This window comes from Streptomyces aurantiogriseus (assembly GCF_014649375.1).
GTDB classification, from domain to species: Bacteria; Actinomycetota; Actinomycetes; order Streptomycetales; family Streptomycetaceae; genus Streptomyces; species Streptomyces aurantiogriseus.
In genome coordinates this window covers 15,882-30,691 of record NZ_BMSX01000020.1, presented here as the reverse complement: position 1 = coordinate 30,691, position 14,810 = coordinate 15,882, and the positions used below count along the sequence as shown (strand labels likewise).

Here is a 14,810-nt window from a genome sequence, read left to right as displayed (position 1 = left end):
CACAGGGACGGACGTCGTAGCGCCGCCCTCGTACTCGGGAGCCACCTGGGTCGGGCAGCGCACCGACCAGAAGACTTTCGCCAGGCCGTACGCAACATGGCGTACGGAACCGGCGAGACAGGACACAGAGAGCTCCCGTGCGGCGGCCGCGCCCCGGACGGCGGCACCGCGCACAGCGCGAGCCGCGGACGTCAACGGTGATCGACGAGGTCGATGCCGGACCAGGTGCGGCGCCCGGGAGCCTGACGGGAGATACACCCGGATGCTCGAGCCGACTGAACCCACCGAGTCCGTGAAGGACTCCGAATCGAACACCCCCAGCGACACCCTGCCGCCGCGTCGTCGGCGCCGTGCCGCTTCCCGCCCGGCCGGTCCGCCGGCCGCCGCGACCGACACCCCGGCCGAGACCGTCGCGCCGGCCCTGCCGGCCGCCGAGTCCGTCGCCGAACTGGCGGTGGACGCCAGTGACGAGGAGAAGACGGACGAGACGGTCGTGGCCGTCGAGACCGCCGAGGCTCCTGCTGTGGCGGCCGAGGAGACCGTCGAGGCGGCGCCCGCGCGTCCGCGTCGGCGTGCCACCCGCCGGGCCTCCGCGCCCGCCGGGGCTGCCTCGCCCGAGGTCGCCGAGACCGTCGTGCCCGTGGCCGCCGAGGCGCCGGAGCCGGTCGCGGAGGCCGCCGCCACCGAGGATCGCGCCTCCGCCGAGGAGAGCGTCACCGAGGACGCCGCTCCGCGTCGTACGCGTCGTCGCGCCACGCGTCGCGTGTCTGCGCCGACCGGGACGCCCGCGTCCGCCGAGGCCGAGGCCGAGGCCGAGGAGATCGTGGTGCCCGCCGTGGCCGAGGAGAAGGCGGTCGCCGAGGCTGCCGAGGCGCCGGCCGAGGAGCCCGTCGCCGAGGCCGCGCCGGCTCCACGCACCCGCCGTCGCGCCACCCGTCGGGTCTCCGCGCCCGCCAGTGCGCCGAAGGCCGCCGAGACTGCCGAAGCCGCCGAGGCGGCGGTGACCGGCGAGTCCGCCGTGATCACCGAGGCCATTGAGGACAGCAAGGCTGCCGAAGCAGCCGAGGTGGCCGAGCCCGCTGAGGCGCCCGTGACCACCGAGGTTGCCGAGTCCGCCGAGGAGGCCGCCCCGCGTCGTACGCGTCGTCGGGCCACGCGGCGCGTGTCCGCGCCCGCCGAGGCGGCGAGTGGGACCGTCGAGGCCGAGGCGCCCGCGGTGTCCGCCGCCGCTGACGAGGTGCAGGCTCCCAAGGCCCCGGTGGCACCCGAGGCTCCCGCCGCCCAGGCCGACGAGGAGGCCGCTCCTCGTCGTGGGCGTCGGCGTGTCGTCCGTAAGGCCGCCGTCGGGTTCTCCGAGCCCGCGCGGCCGGCCGGTGAGGAGGCCGAGGCGCCGCAGCGTCCGGCCCGTCCCGCGGTCGCCGTGTTCCAGGCGCCCGTGTTCACCGAGCCGCGGTTCCAGACGCCGCAGCGCGCGGCTGCCGAGGCGGCCGCCGCCGAGGCGGAGGCCGACGAGGCCGACGAGACCGACGAGGTCGTCGAGGTGGTCGAGCCCGTGGAGGAGCTCCGCGAGGAGCCGACCGGGTCGCGGCGCCGTCGCCGGCGCCGGGGCGCCGACCAGGGCGAGGAGAGCGCCGAGGCCGTGCAGAGCGCCGTGCCCGCCGCCGAGGAGGACGCGGAGCCGGAGGAGGCCGAGGAGGCCGCCGAGGACGTCCTCGACAGTGAGGACGAGGCCGAGGCCGAGGAGAGCGGTTCGCGCCGCCGTCGCCGCCGGGGTGGCCGTCGTCGCCGTCGTGGTGAGGCCGCCGACGGCGAGTCCGGGGACGTCGAGTCCGAGGAGCTCGCCGCCGAGCAGGCCGCGCAGGACGCCGAGGACACCGCCGAACAGGAGGAAGAGGACGTCGAGGAGGCGCACGCCGACGAGACCGGCGCTTCCACCGTCGGCAGCCGCCGCCGTCGCCGCCGTCGCCGTCGCGCCGGGGACACCTCCGCCGACGCCGAGCCGGGCGAGGGCGACCCGGAGCGCACGGTCGTCAAGGTCCGCGAGCCGCGCAAGGCGAGCGAGCCGTCCGACGAGGTGCAGTCCATCAAGGGCTCGACCCGTCTGGAGGCGAAGAAGCAGCGCCGCCGGGAGGGCCGTGAGCAGGGCCGTCGACGTGTCCCGATCATCACCGAGGCCGAGTTCCTGGCCCGCCGTGAGGCCGTCGAGCGCGTGATGGTCGTCCGGCAGTACGGCGACCGTACGCAGATCGGCGTTCTCGAGGACGGCGTGCTCGTCGAGCACTACGTCAACAAGGAGCAGTCGACCTCGTACGTCGGCAACGTGTACCTGGGCAAGGTGCAGAACGTGCTGCCGTCGATGGAGGCCGCGTTCATCGACATCGGCAAGGGGCGCAACGCCGTCCTGTACGCCGGTGAGGTGAACTTCGAGGCGCTGGGCATGGCCAACGGGCCGCGCCGTATCGAGTCCGCCCTGAAGTCGGGCCAGTCGGTCCTCGTGCAGGTCACCAAGGACCCGATCGGGCACAAGGGCGCCCGTCTGACCAGCCAGGTCTCCCTCCCGGGCCGCTACCTCGTGTACGTGCCCGAGGGTTCGATGACCGGCATCAGCCGCAAGCTGCCCGACACCGAGCGGGCCCGGCTGAAGACCATCCTCAAGAAGATCGTCCCCGAGGACGCGGGCGTCATCGTGCGCACCGCCGCCGAGGGCGCGAGCGAGGACGAGCTGCGCCGCGACGTCGAACGGCTCCAGGCGCAGTGGGAGGACATCCAGAAGAAGGCCAAGAGCGGCAACGCTCCGACGCTGCTGTACGGCGAGCCGGACATGACCGTCCGGGTCGTGCGCGACATCTTCAACGAGGACTTCTCCAAGGTCGTCGTCAGCGGCGACGACGCCTGGTCGACCATCCACGGCTACGTGTCGCACGTCGCGCCGGACCTGGCCGAGCGGCTGTCCCGGTGGACCTCCGAGGTCGACGTGTTCGCCACGTACCGGATCGACGAGCAGCTCGCCAAGGCGCTGGACCGCAAGGTCTGGCTGCCCAGCGGTGGTTCGCTGGTGATCGACCGGACCGAGGCGATGGTCGTCATCGACGTCAACACCGGCAAGTTCACCGGTCAGGGCGGCAACCTCGAGGAGACGGTCACCAGGAACAACCTGGAGGCGGCCGAGGAGATCGTGCGGCAGCTGCGGCTGCGTGACCTCGGCGGCATCATCGTGATCGACTTCATCGACATGGTGCTGGAGTCCAACCGGGATCTGGTGCTGCGGCGCCTCCTCGAGTGCCTGGGCCGGGACCGTACGAAGCACCAGGTCGCCGAGGTGACCTCGCTGGGGCTCGTGCAGATGACCCGTAAGCGGGTCGGGCAGGGGCTGCTGGAGTCGTTCTCCGAGACCTGTGTGCACTGCAACGGCCGCGGTGTCATCGTCCATCTGGACCAGCCGTCGTTCACCGGTGGTGGCAAGCGCAAGAAGCGCGCCCGCGCCGGGGACGGGCAGGTCCACGAGCACGAGGCCGCCGAGACGGTGCTGAGCGTCGAGGAGGAGGCCGAGAGCGAGGCCGAGGTCGTCGCCGAGGTGGCCGAGCCGGTCGCGCTGGAGGCTCCTGACTTCGCGCCGGACGAGGAGCTGTACAGCAGCGTCGCCGAGGCGGAGGCCGCTGCCACGCGTGGGCGTGGCCGTCGCCGGGCGAGCCGTCGGGCGTCGGCTCCGGCGGGCGCGCCGAGGGGCGGTGCCAGGCAGACGGAGGCCGTCTCCGAGGCTCCCACCGCCCAGGAAGTGACCGCCGAGGAGGAGGCCGAGCGTCCGGTGCAGCCGGCCGAGGCCGTCGCGGCGCACGCCGAGCCGGTCGCTGTCGAGGACCCGGTCGTCGAGGCTCCGGCCGCCGAGGAGGCCGCGCCCAAGGGCCGTGCGCGCCGTCGGGTCACCCGGAAGGTGTCCGCGCCGGCCGGTTCGCCCACGGGGGCGGAGGCCGCCGTGGTGACGGTCGCCGAGTCCGCGCCGGTGGAGGCTCCGGTGGAGCAGCCCGCCGAGCCCGAGGCCCAGGCCGAGCCGGTCGTCGAGAGCGCGGCTCCGGCCCGTCCGCGGCGCCGGGCCGTGCGCAAGGCCACCGCGCCCACCGCGGCCGAGGAGACGGCCGTCGTGGTCGTCCCGTCGGCTGCGACGGAGGCCCCCGCGGAGGACCTCGCGGAGGTCCCGGCAGAGGCTCAGGCCCCCGCCGAGGCGGAGGCGGAGGCTGAAGCGACCGTGAGCGACGAGGCCGGCGAGGAGTCGGCGGAGGCCGCTCCGGCCAAGAAGGCGGCTGCCCGCAAGACCGCCAAGAAGGCCACGGCGAAGAAGGCCGCCACCAAGAAGACCACGGCCAAGAAGACGGCCGCGAAGAAGACGGCGGCCAAGAAGACGACGGCCAAGAAGGCGGCGAAGACGACGTCGAAGAAGACGGCGGCGGCGCAGCAGAGCGCCCCGTCCGTCACGGCGACAACGGAGGACTGACCGGTTCCGTCACCCCCGCGGGTGAGTGCGACATCGGCGGCGCGGGGCACCCGGTTCCCATCGGGTGCCCCGCGCCGCCGCTCGCATCGCCGTGCGCTATCCCGCGGGTTACCCTTTGTTTCGCTGTCTTTCGCTTGTGATGGAGCGCACCCGCCGAGAGGGTTTCTGTGTGGTAACCCTGGGGAAAATCGCCAATCCCTTGCTGGTAACGTGAACTGTGGTCTCGGTGGCCACAGCCATGCGCACCGTGACCGCAGCCGAACTGCACGTCCGGTCCTCCAGCCCGGATACGGCTGTCTTCCCGCAAGGAACCCTCGGGGGCGGGGTCCTGTGTACAAGCCGTTCGCCCGCCTAAAGGCAGCGGTGAACACTCTGGGATGCGGCCGTGCCGGGTTCGACGCGGCCCCTTCCCGACCGAGCACGACGCGCCTTCGAGGTCGCCGTAGAGGAGGGGATGTCGATGACCGACGCCCATGAGTTCATACCGGCCGCCAGACCTGTGATCGACGAGGAGGAGATCGAGGCCGCAGTGCGCGTGCTGCGCAGCGGCCGGGTCGTTCAGGGTCCCGAGGTGGCAGCCTTCGAGGAGGAGTTCTCCGAGCTGGTCGACGGGCGCCACTGCGTCGCGGTCAACTCCGGTACCTCCGCGCTGCACCTGGCCCTGATGGCGCTCGGTATCGGTCCGGGCGACGAGGTCATCGTGCCGTCGTTCTCCTTCGCGGCCTCCGCCAACGCGGTCCGGCTGGTCGGCGCCGACGTGGTCTTCGTGGACATCGAGGCGGACACCTTCTGTCTGGACCCGGCGGCCGTCGAGGCGGCCGTCACCTCGCGCACCGCGGCGATCATGCCGGTTCACCTGTACGGCCACCCGGCCGCGATGGACCGGATCATGGCGATCGCCGCCCAGCGCGGGCTCGCCGTCGTCGAGGACGCCTGCCAGGCCCACGCGGCCGCCCTGAACGGCACGCCGGTCGGTGCCTTCGGTTCCGCGGGCACGTTCAGCTTCTACCCGACGAAGAACATGCACAGCCTCGAGGGCGGCATGATCAGCACGGCCGACGCGGAGGTCGCCCGGACCCTGCGCCTGCTGCGCAACCAGGGCATGGAGCAGCGCTACGCCAACGAGATCGTCGGCGCCAACGTCCGTATGACGGACGTCTCCGCCGCGATCGGCCGCGTCCAGCGGGGCAAGCTCGCCGGCTGGACCGAGCAGCGCATCGCCAACGCCGCGTACCTCACCGAGCACATCACCGCGGCGAACGTGGTCACGCCGAAGGTCGCCGAGGGCGCGCGGCACATCTACCACCAGTACACCGTGCGTATCCAGGGTGACCGGGAGGCCGCCATGGCCCGCCTCACCGAGGCCGGCGTCGGCAACGCCGTGTACTACCCGACCCCGATCCACCGCCTGAAGCCGTACTGGGAGCCGGACCAGAAGGCCGGCCGCATCTGGGACCTGCCCGAGACGGAGCGTGCCGCCGCCGAGGTCGTGTCCCTGCCGGTCCACCCCGCGCTGACCCAGCGGGACCTGGACCGTATCGTCACCGCCGTGAACGCGCTGGGAGAGCAGCTGTGAGCAAGCCGCTGCGGGCCGGACTCGTCGGCCTCGGTTCGATGGGGCGTCACCACGCCCGCGTCCTGGCCGGTCTGGAGGGCGTCGACCTGGTCGGCGTCGTCGACCCGATGGGGGACAAGTTCGGTGCCGCCCAGGGCGCGCCGATCCTGAACACCGTCGAGGAGCTCATCGCCCTCGGCGTCGACTACACCGTCGTGGCGTGCCCGACCCATCTGCACGAGGAGGTCGGTCTGGCGCTCGCCGAGGCCGGCGTCTGCGCGCTGATCGAGAAGCCGGTCGCCGACACCGTCGAGGGCGCCCGCCGTCTCGTCGAGGCGTTCGAGTCGCGCGGTCTGGTGGCCGGCGTCGGCCACATCGAGCGGTGCAACCCGGCGCTGCGCTCGCTGCGCGCCCGCCTGGAGTCCGGCGAACTGGGTGACGTCTACCAGGTCGTCACGCGTCGTCAGGGGCCGTTCCCGCACCGCATCGCGGACGTCGGTGTGGTCAAGGACCTCGCCACGCACGACATCGACCTCACCGGCTGGGTGACGGGCCGCCAGTACGTGTCCATCGCCGCGCACACCGTCTCCAAGAGCGGTCGTCAGCACGAGGACATGGTCTCCGCGGTCGGCCGCCTGGACGACGGCACCATGGTCAACCACCTGGTCAACTGGCTGAGCCCGCTCAAGGAGCGGTTCACGTCGGTCACCGGTGAGCGCGGCTGCTTCATCGCCGACACCCTCACCGCGGACCTGACGTTCCATTCCAACGCGGCGGTGACCACCGAGTGGGAGGCCCTGCAGGCCTTCCGCGGTGTCTCCGAGGGCGACATGATCCGCTACGCCATCCCGAAGCGCGAACCGCTCCTGGTCGAGCACGAGCTGTTCCGGGACGCCGTGCTCGGCAAGGCCGCCGACATCTGTACCCTGCGCCAGGGCATGCGGACCGTCGAGGTCGCGGCCGCGGTGCTGCAGTCGGCGACGGACAACCGCAGCGTGTCCCTTCAGCCGGAGGATCTGGCCGCCCATGGCAGCTGAGCGTCACCCATCGGGGGAACGGTGCGTGCTCGGTGGGACTCCTATGTTCTGTGAGACCTTCCCCGCAGGACCCAGCCGGCCATCGGCTGTCGGAGACCAGGAGCCGGAGAATGAGTGCTGCGCCTGACGTCAGCGTCATCGTCGCCGTCTACAACACGATGCCCTACCTGACGGAGTGCCTGAACTCCCTCCTCGGGCAGAGCATCGGCCGGGATCGGCTGGAGATCGTCGCCGTCGACGACGGCTCCACCGACGACAGCGGCCGCGAACTCGACCGGTTCGCGGCGCTGCACCCGGACACCGTCAAGGTGATCCACCAGCCCAACTCCGGCGGCCCCGCCGCGCCCAGCAACCGGGCGCTGGAGGTGGCCACGGGCCGCTACGTGTACTTCATCGGCTCCGACGACTACCTCGGCGAGGAAGCCCTGGAGCGCATGGTGAAGTGCGCCGACAAGAACGACTCGGACGTCGTCGTCGGCAAGATGGTCGGCACGAACGGCCGGTACGTCCACCAGGCGCTCTACAAGGAGAACGCCGCGGACGTCAGCCTGTACGACTCCGCGCTGCCGTTCACCCTGGCCAACACCAAGCTGTTCCGGCGTGAGCTGGTCGAGAAGTACAAGCTGCGCTTCCCCGAGCACATGCCCGTGGGCAGCGACCAGCCGTTCACCATCGAGGCGTGCGTGCGCGCCCGGAAGATCTCGGTGGTGGCCGACTACATCTGCTACTTCGCGGTCAAGCGCGGCGACGCCAGCAACATCACCTACCGCGCCGACCACCTGGCGCGGCTGCGGTGCGCGGCGGAGATCATGGACTTCACGGCCGGCCTCATCGAGGCGGGCCCGGAGCGCGACGCCGTGCTGCGCCGGCACTTCACCTGGGAGCTGGCCAAGCTCATCCAGGACGACTTCCCCGGCCTGGACCGCGAGCTGCAGCGGCAGATCTGCGCGGGCATCGCGCGGCTCGCCGACGCCTACTTCACCGACGGCATCCGTGACGCCATGGACGTCAAGCGCCGGGTGCGCATCGCGCTGGCGCACGCGGGGGCGATCGACGAGCTGTGCGAGGCGATCACCTCCGAGAAGGAGCACGGGGCCACGCCGTTCGTCGTCGAGGGCGAGCGCGCCCACGCCCGCTACCCGGGCTTCCGTGACCCGCGCATCGGCCTGTCCGACCGCGTCTACCAGCTGCTCGAGGAGTCCGTCCCCGGCCATCTCGCCGAGGGCACCGAACTGCTCGCCTCCGGCTGGGAGCAGCAGGGCGACGGGCTCACCTACACGGCGTCCGTACGGGTGCCGGTCGTGGGTGACACCGACGCGGCCCGGATCGCGCTGCGGCTCGCCAAGGGCGCCATGCCCAAGTCGGCCGACAAGCCGGGCGCGCGCCGGCTGAAGACCGGGCACGTCCTGCCGCCGGTCGTCGGCGAGATGCGGGTGGAGCCCGCGCAGGACGGTGCCGCCAGTGTGCTGCACGCGCGTGTGCCGCTGGACCACGTCACCGCCAAGCGAGGCGTCCGGGTCTACCTGGACCTCGTCGGCCGGACGTACGAGATCCCCGTGCGCGGCGAGGGACTGCCCATGCCGCTGGCCCGCCTGTGGGGGCCGGACGGGGATCCGTACCGTGCGTCGGCCCTGGTGAACGACAAGGGCCGTGTGGTGATCGACACGGCCCAGCTGTATCCCCCGAAGAGGACACTGGTGTGGCGGGCGCTCGGGCGCCTGTTCCAGAAACCGAAGACCGGTGCCGTCCGCGTGCTGCGGGCGGTCGCCAAGAAGTTCAAGCCGAACGGTGCCAAGAAGCCGACCGGTTCCAAAAGGAAGTAGCGACCCTCCATGAACATCTGTGTAGTAGCGCTCGGCAAGATCGGGCTCCCGCTGGCCGTGCAGTTCGCCTCCAAGGGCCACCGGGTCATCGGCGCGGACGTCAACGAGAAGGTCGTCGAGCTGGTCAACGCCGGTGTCGAGCCGTTCCCCGGTGAGCACGACCTCGACGTCAAGCTCAAGCAGGCCGTCGACGCCGGGCTGCTGAGCGCGACGACGGACACCGCGGCCGCCGTCGCCGAGTCCGAGGCCGTCGTCGTGGTCGTCCCGCTGTTCGTCGACGCCGAGGGCGTGCCGGACTTCGGCTGGATGGACGCGGCCACGAAGGCCATCGCCAAGGGCCTCAAGCCGGGCACCCTCGTCTCGTACGAGACGACCCTCCCCGTCGGCACCACCCGCACCCGCTGGGCGCCGATGCTGGCCGAGGGCTCGGGCCTGACCGCCGGCGAGGACTTCCACCTGGTGTTCTCCCCGGAGCGCGTCCTCACCGGCCGGGTCTTCGCCGACCTGCGCCGCTACCCGAAGCTGGTCGGCGGTATCGACGAGGCGTCGACCGAGCGCGGTGTGGAGTTCTACGAGCAGGTCCTCGACTTCGACGAGCGCACCGACCTGCCGCAGCCGAACGGCGTGTGGGACCTGGGCACCGCGGAGGCCTCCGAGCTGGCCAAGCTCGCCGAGACCACCTACCGGGACGTCAACATCGGTCTGGCGAACCAGTTCGCGCGCTTCGCCGACAGCAACGGCATCGACGTCAAGAAGGTCATCGAGGCCTGCAACTCGCAGCCCTACAGCCACATCCACCAGCCGGGCATCGCCGTCGGCGGCCACTGCATCCCGATCTACCCGCGGATGTACCTGTGGAACGACCCGGCCGCGACCGTCGTGCGCTCCGCCCGTGAGGCGAACGCCGCGATGCCCGAGTACGCCGTGGACCTGCTGGCCGCCGCCTACGGCGATCTGACCGGCGTGAACGTGCTCGTGCTGGGCGCCGCCTACCGCGGTGGCGTCAAGGAGACCGCGTTCTCCGGTGTCTTCCCGACCGTCGAGGCGCTCAAGGCGCGCGGCGCGGTCCCGTTCGTCTCGGACCCGATGTACACCGCCGACGAGCTGACGGCGCACGGCCTGACCCCGCACAACGGTGAGAAGGTCACCGCCGCGATCCTCCAGGCCGACCACGCCGAGTACCGCACCCTGACCCCGGCCGACCTGCCGGACGTCACCGTCCTGGTCGACGGTCGTCGTACGACCGACCCGGAGGCCTGGAAGGGCGTCCGCCGGGTCGTCATCGGCGGCTGAGGACGGCTGGACGCTCGTACGCGAACAACCTGGTGGCCCCGCCCCGTGTCCCGGGGCGGGGCCCTGGTGCAGGAAGGGTTTCTCATGACCTGGCTGATCACGGGCGGGGCCGGCTTCATCGGCTCGCATGTGGTGAAGGCGATGACCGACGCCGGTGAGTCCGTCGTCGTCCTCGACGACCTGAGCACGGGCCGCGCCGAGCGGCTCCCGGACGGTGTCGTGCTGGAGACCGGCACGGTCCTCGACCGCGAGACCGTCGACCGGGTGCTGCGCGAGCACGCCGTCACCGGCATCGTGCACATCGCCGGCAAGAAGCAGGTGGCCGAGTCCGTCGCCCGGCCGCTGTACTACTACCACGAGAACGTCGAGGGCCTGCGCGTCCTGCTCGACGCGGCCGCCGCCGCGGGCGTCGGCCGGTTCCTGTTCTCCTCGTCCGCCGCCGTGTACGGCATGCCCGACGTCGACCTCGTCACCGAGAAGACGCCGTGCGCGCCGATCAACCCGTACGGCGAGACCAAGCTGGCCGGCGAGTGGCTGGTGGCGGCCGTCGGTGCCCGGCACCGGATGGCGACCGCCTCGCTGCGCTACTTCAACGTGGCGGGCGCGGCCACGCCCGAGCTGGGTGACGACGGCGTCTTCAACCTCGTCCCGATGGTCTTCGAGCGCCTCGACGCCGGCGAGTCGCCGTGGATCTTCGGCGACGACTACCCGACCCCGGACGGCACCTGCATCCGCGACTACATCCACGTCGAGGACATCGCCGCCGCGCATGTCGCGGCCGCCCGTCGGCTCGCCGCCGACCCGGAGGCCCGGCTGGTCCTCAACATCGGCCGCGGCGAAGGCGTCTCGGTCGCCGAGATGGTCGGCATCATCCAGGACGTCACCGGCCGCACCGACGTCGAGCCGCGCGTGCGTGAGCGCCGCCCGGGCGACCCGGCTCGCGTGGTGGCCTCCGCCGACCTGATCCGCGAGGAGCTCGGCTGGAGCGCGCAGCGGGGTGTGCGGGAGATGGTGGAGTCGGCGTGGGCGGGGTGGCGGCTGCGGCACCCCTGAGCGCCCTGAGCGCCGTGAGCGCCTGAAGCCGTAAGGGCCTGAAGCGCATGAGAGAAGGGCCCCCGGAGCATTCCGGGGGCCCTTCTCTCATGCCGGTGTCAGCCGTTCTGGAGGAACAGCTTCTCGAAGTGCTTCTGCACCACGGGCCAGTCCCACACCGTCAGCGCGTGCTCCTTCGCAAGGTCGCCCGCGGCGCGCCAGGACTCCTCCGTGGCCGTCACCTTCAGGATCCGCTCGGCCGCCTCCTGCGGGGAACCCACGACCCAGCCCTCGGGATAGAGGGTGCGGGCGCTGTTGGGCTTGCCGGCGTAGAACGGCCAGTCGCGCACGACCGGGACGGCACCGCTGGCCGCGCCCTCCATGACACCGACGTGGCAGCCCTCGCGGACCGAGGAGCTGAGGATCGTACCGATCTCGACGAGCTTGGACGGGACGTCGTCCGTCGGGCCGAGGCGGACCACCGCACCCGACTCCTCCAGCGGTGCCAGCAGTTCCTCGAACTCGGCGAGGTACTCCCTGGTGGCCCTGCTGGTCTTCGGGTTCATGTCGTCGCCGACCAGGATCAGCCGGTAGCGGTCGTCGTGCTTGCGCACCCGCTCCAGGACGTCCAGAGCCCACTTGGGGTCCTTGGCGACCTGGCTGATGCCGATCAGACCCAGGTTGTAGCGGGCCTCGGCCAGCTTCGGGCGGTCGAAGCCCGACAGGTCCATGGCGTTGTCGATGACGGGCATGCGCGGGGCCTGCTCGCCGCGCAGCATCGGCACCAGCGAGGTGGTCAGGTCGCGCACGTGCGGGGCGATGAAGACCAGGTCGTCGACGCGCGAGAAGTCCGTCATGTGCGGCCAGCGCGTGAACGCCTCATAGCTGTGCAGACGGACGACGATCCGGGTGTCGCCCGGGTCGATCGTGGTGAGCATGGAGGCCGGGCCGGCCGCCCACTCCAGGAAGACCGTGTCGGCCCAGTCGAGGTGCGGGCGCATCAGGCGCTCAACCTCTTCCTGGTAGTCGCTCTGCCCGTCCGCCAGGCGGTCCTGCAGCATCCGCGGGGCGGCCCACGAGATGCGCTTGAGGTGCTTGTTGGCGGCCAGGTCCAGATAGCGCAGCTCGACGCCCGGGTGGTCGCCGAAGTGCTCCTTGACGAGGTGCAGGAAGTTGTCGTTGGCGCTGGTGGTGATCAGCAGCCGCAGCGGGCGGTCGGTGGGCGCGGGCGCCGCCGGGACCTTGCGGCCACGCGGCCGGCTGAGCGCCTGGAACGCCTTCGAGCGGTGCAGCGGGGCGACGAAGCCCTCCGCGTCCTTCGCCAGCGGCGAGGACAGCTGGTCGATGTGCAGCACCCGGTGGAAGTCCAGGAACAGCGCCCGGTTGAGTGCCTCGGCGGCTTCCTTCGTACGGCCCTTGGCGAACTCGGCGTCGGCGTGTGCGAGCCGGGCCGCCACCGCCTTGGCCATGTTGCGCGGGCTGATGCCCTTGCCGACCTCCTGCATCATGGCCTCGTCGTACAGGTCGGCCTTGAGCTTGGGGTCGGGGATCTTCGCGGCGGCGTCGGTGAGGGCGAGGGCGGCACCGCTGGAGCGGCCGGCCCACCGCATGCCCTCGGCGACGTAGCGCGAGGTCGCGGCGCGCACCCTTATCGGGACGCCGGGCGCGGCGAGGGCGGTACGCCACAGCTTGGCGCCGACGCCGGAGCGCATCACCGGGCGCGGGGTCGCGGCGCGGATGATCTGCGCGGGCAGGTTGTCCACGCTGCGCTTCACATCGCGGGTCACGGCGTGCAGAGGCGGCAGGACCGAGCCGCGCCCGCCCGTGGAGCCGCCCTGTTCCTTCAGCGCCTCGACGGCCCGCAGCGCGGGGGCGAGCCCGAACTGGGCGGCGGCGGCGCGGTTGTACTCCGCGAGCCGCCACACCGTGTACACGGCGCCCTGGTCGAGCGCGACGAGCACGTCGGCGTTGCGAGCGTGCGAGCGCAGCCAGGAGTCGCGGTGGGACTGCATCCACACGCGCAGACCGGCCGGCGACTTGCTGGCCCGGCGGCGCAGCGCCTGGCTGCGGTGCTTGAGGTTGCGCGGCAGCTGGTGGGCTGCCTCGGCCAGCGCGACCTCGGCGAGCTGCTCGGGGATGCCCTCGGCGTCCATGGGGAAGGTGCCCGCGAGGCGAACGCGCGCGCCGAGCTCGTTGAACTTGCGCACCGAGGTGGTGAGGACGCCGAACTGCGGCCAGGTGGAGGCGACGAGCAGGACTTCGGTCACTTGGCGAGCTCCTCGACGAGGTTCTTGACGGCGACGGACATCAGCGCCTCACGAGTGAACTGGTCGGCGTGGGCCATCGCTTCGGCGTGCTCCTCGTCGGTCGTCTCCACCGCCATGTACGCGGCCTTGATGAACGACTCGGTCAGCCCCTCCTCGTCGATGCCGACGGCGCCCGTCCACAGCGGGTGGCCGCGCAGCACGTTCGACGCGTCGTGCTCGACGGCGTGCGCCGAGACGATCGGCAGGCCGGTCGCCATGTACTCGTAGACCTTGCCGGAGGTGACGTACCGTCCGCCGATGAGGATCAGCACCATGGCGTCCCAGCTGGCGTAGATCGAGGCGACCTCGGCCTTGGCGGCCGGGCCCCCGAAGAACACGCCGTCGGCCTCGGCCTCCTTGAGGACCTCGGCGTGCCGGTTGGCCCCGCGGTGGGCGCCGTTGCCGATGTGGCCGCGCAACTCGAAGCGCGCGTTCGCCAGCAGCGGCTCCTTCTCACGTGCCGCACGCCAGGCGTTCAGCACCGTCTCCAGGTGCGGGATGGAGAAGTTGACCGTGCCGAGGTAGCCGAAGACCAGACCGGACTCGCGGTCCGGCTTGTGCACCCGGCCCGGCGAGCTGTCGGCGTCGTAGCCGTTGCGTACGACGTGCACGCGGTCGGCGAACTCCGGGTAGCGGGCCCGGTAGTGCTCGGCGATCGGGTCGTTGACGACCCAGAGGGAGACGGCCTGGTCGAGGACCTTCTTCTCCCAGCGACCCTCTTCGGAGTCGCGGGCGAACGCCTCGACGCCGTCGATGACGTCGATGGACCAGCCGTCACGGAAGTCGACCGCGTACGGCACCTGCTCCTCCTCCCACAGCTTCCAGGCTGCGGCGAGGTTGACGTAGGGCACGCAGCTGGCGAGCAGCAGGTCCGCCGGCTTCTCGCGGTGGATCTTCAGCACGGCCTGCTCCAGGTCGGACCGCCACTCGCCGAAGTTCGGCTCGGGGAAGGTCTTCGTCTGGCGGCGGCGCAGCTTGGCGACCCAGCCGTTGGGGTTGAGGGCGCGGTCCTCGCTGTAGAGGCGGATGTCCGTCTCCAGGTCCTCGCGCGTCAGCGGCAGTTCGACGATGTCGACGCGGGGGTCCACCTGCTCCAGCAGGGAGAGGTCGATGCCGGAGTCGAGTTCCCAGGACTCCCGGGCGATGTTGACGACCGTGACGTCCCAGCCGACCTTCACGAACTGGTTGGCGGTCTCACGCATCCGATACGTGGAGCTCTTGGCGGCCGGCGGGAAGCCGATGGCGAGGTAGATGACGTGGGGCCGCTTGCCTTCC

The 14,810-nt window shown here is 71.7% G+C and carries 8 protein-coding genes; 6 read left to right on the top strand and 2 right to left on the bottom strand.

The window, feature by feature from the left end; all coding sequences use genetic code 11:
* Positions 1-262 precede the first annotated feature (262 nt).
* From IE263_RS34360 to galE, 6 genes are all read left to right on the top strand, one after another.
* Entirely contained in the window at positions 263-4,489 is a 4,227-nt protein-coding gene (locus IE263_RS34360) for an Rne/Rng family ribonuclease (RefSeq protein WP_189941954.1), read from the top strand.
* A 460-nt stretch (positions 4,490-4,949) separates the two neighbouring features.
* Positions 4,950-6,065, top strand: coding sequence for a DegT/DnrJ/EryC1/StrS family aminotransferase (locus tag IE263_RS34355; protein WP_189941953.1), 1,116 nt, complete (start codon positions 4,950-4,952; stop codon positions 6,063-6,065).
* A complete protein-coding gene (locus IE263_RS34350) occupies positions 6,062-7,081 on the top strand; it encodes a Gfo/Idh/MocA family protein (RefSeq protein ID WP_189941952.1) in 1,020 nt (339 codons plus the stop codon). Before IE263_RS34355 ends, IE263_RS34350 begins: the two co-directional genes overlap by 4 nt.
* A 110-nt stretch (positions 7,082-7,191) precedes the next feature.
* On the top strand, positions 7,192-8,904 hold the full coding sequence (locus IE263_RS34345; protein ID WP_189941951.1) for a glycosyltransferase family 2 protein: 1,713 nt from the start codon (positions 7,192-7,194) through the stop codon (positions 8,902-8,904).
* Positions 8,905-8,913: 9 nt separating this feature from the next.
* Positions 8,914-10,197, top strand: coding sequence for a nucleotide sugar dehydrogenase (locus IE263_RS34340; RefSeq protein WP_189941950.1), 1,284 nt, complete (start codon positions 8,914-8,916; stop codon positions 10,195-10,197).
* Positions 10,198-10,281: 84 nt separating this feature from the next.
* Complete coding sequence (gene galE / locus IE263_RS34335) at positions 10,282-11,250, top strand: UDP-glucose 4-epimerase GalE (protein ID WP_189941949.1); 969 nt, start codon at positions 10,282-10,284, stop codon at positions 11,248-11,250.
* Between the two features lie 98 nt (positions 11,251-11,348).
* Here galE and IE263_RS34330 read toward each other — a convergent pair whose 3' ends face one another.
* Positions 11,349-13,496: a glycosyltransferase family protein gene (locus IE263_RS34330; protein WP_189941948.1), complete on the bottom strand. Its 2,148-nt coding sequence runs from the start codon at positions 13,494-13,496 to the stop codon at positions 11,349-11,351.
* Positions 13,493-14,737 carry a glycosyltransferase gene (locus IE263_RS34325; RefSeq protein ID WP_189942088.1) on the bottom strand — a complete coding sequence of 415 codons (1,245 nt, stop codon included), beginning with the start codon at positions 14,735-14,737 and terminating at the stop codon, positions 13,493-13,495. The genes IE263_RS34330 and IE263_RS34325 overlap by 4 nt, the downstream gene beginning before the upstream one ends.
* Positions 14,738-14,810 lie beyond the last annotated feature (73 nt).

Excerpts from the sequence above, each read along its gene's own strand:
- IE263_RS34360 (WP_189941954.1), top strand. The coding sequence starts at position 263 with ATGCTCGAGCCGACTGAACCCACCGAGTCCGTGAAGGACTCCGAATCG.
- IE263_RS34355 (WP_189941953.1), top strand. The coding sequence starts at position 4,950 with ATGACCGACGCCCATGAGTTCATACCGGCCGCCAGACCTGTGATCGAC.
- IE263_RS34345 (WP_189941951.1), top strand. The coding sequence starts at position 7,192 with ATGAGTGCTGCGCCTGACGTCAGCGTCATCGTCGCCGTCTACAACACG.
- IE263_RS34340 (WP_189941950.1), top strand. The coding sequence starts at position 8,914 with ATGAACATCTGTGTAGTAGCGCTCGGCAAGATCGGGCTCCCGCTGGCC.
- galE (WP_189941949.1), top strand. The coding sequence starts at position 10,282 with ATGACCTGGCTGATCACGGGCGGGGCCGGCTTCATCGGCTCGCATGTG.
- IE263_RS34325 (WP_189942088.1), bottom strand. The coding sequence starts at position 14,737 with ATGCGTGAGACCGCCAACCAGTTCGTGAAGGTCGGCTGGGACGTCACG.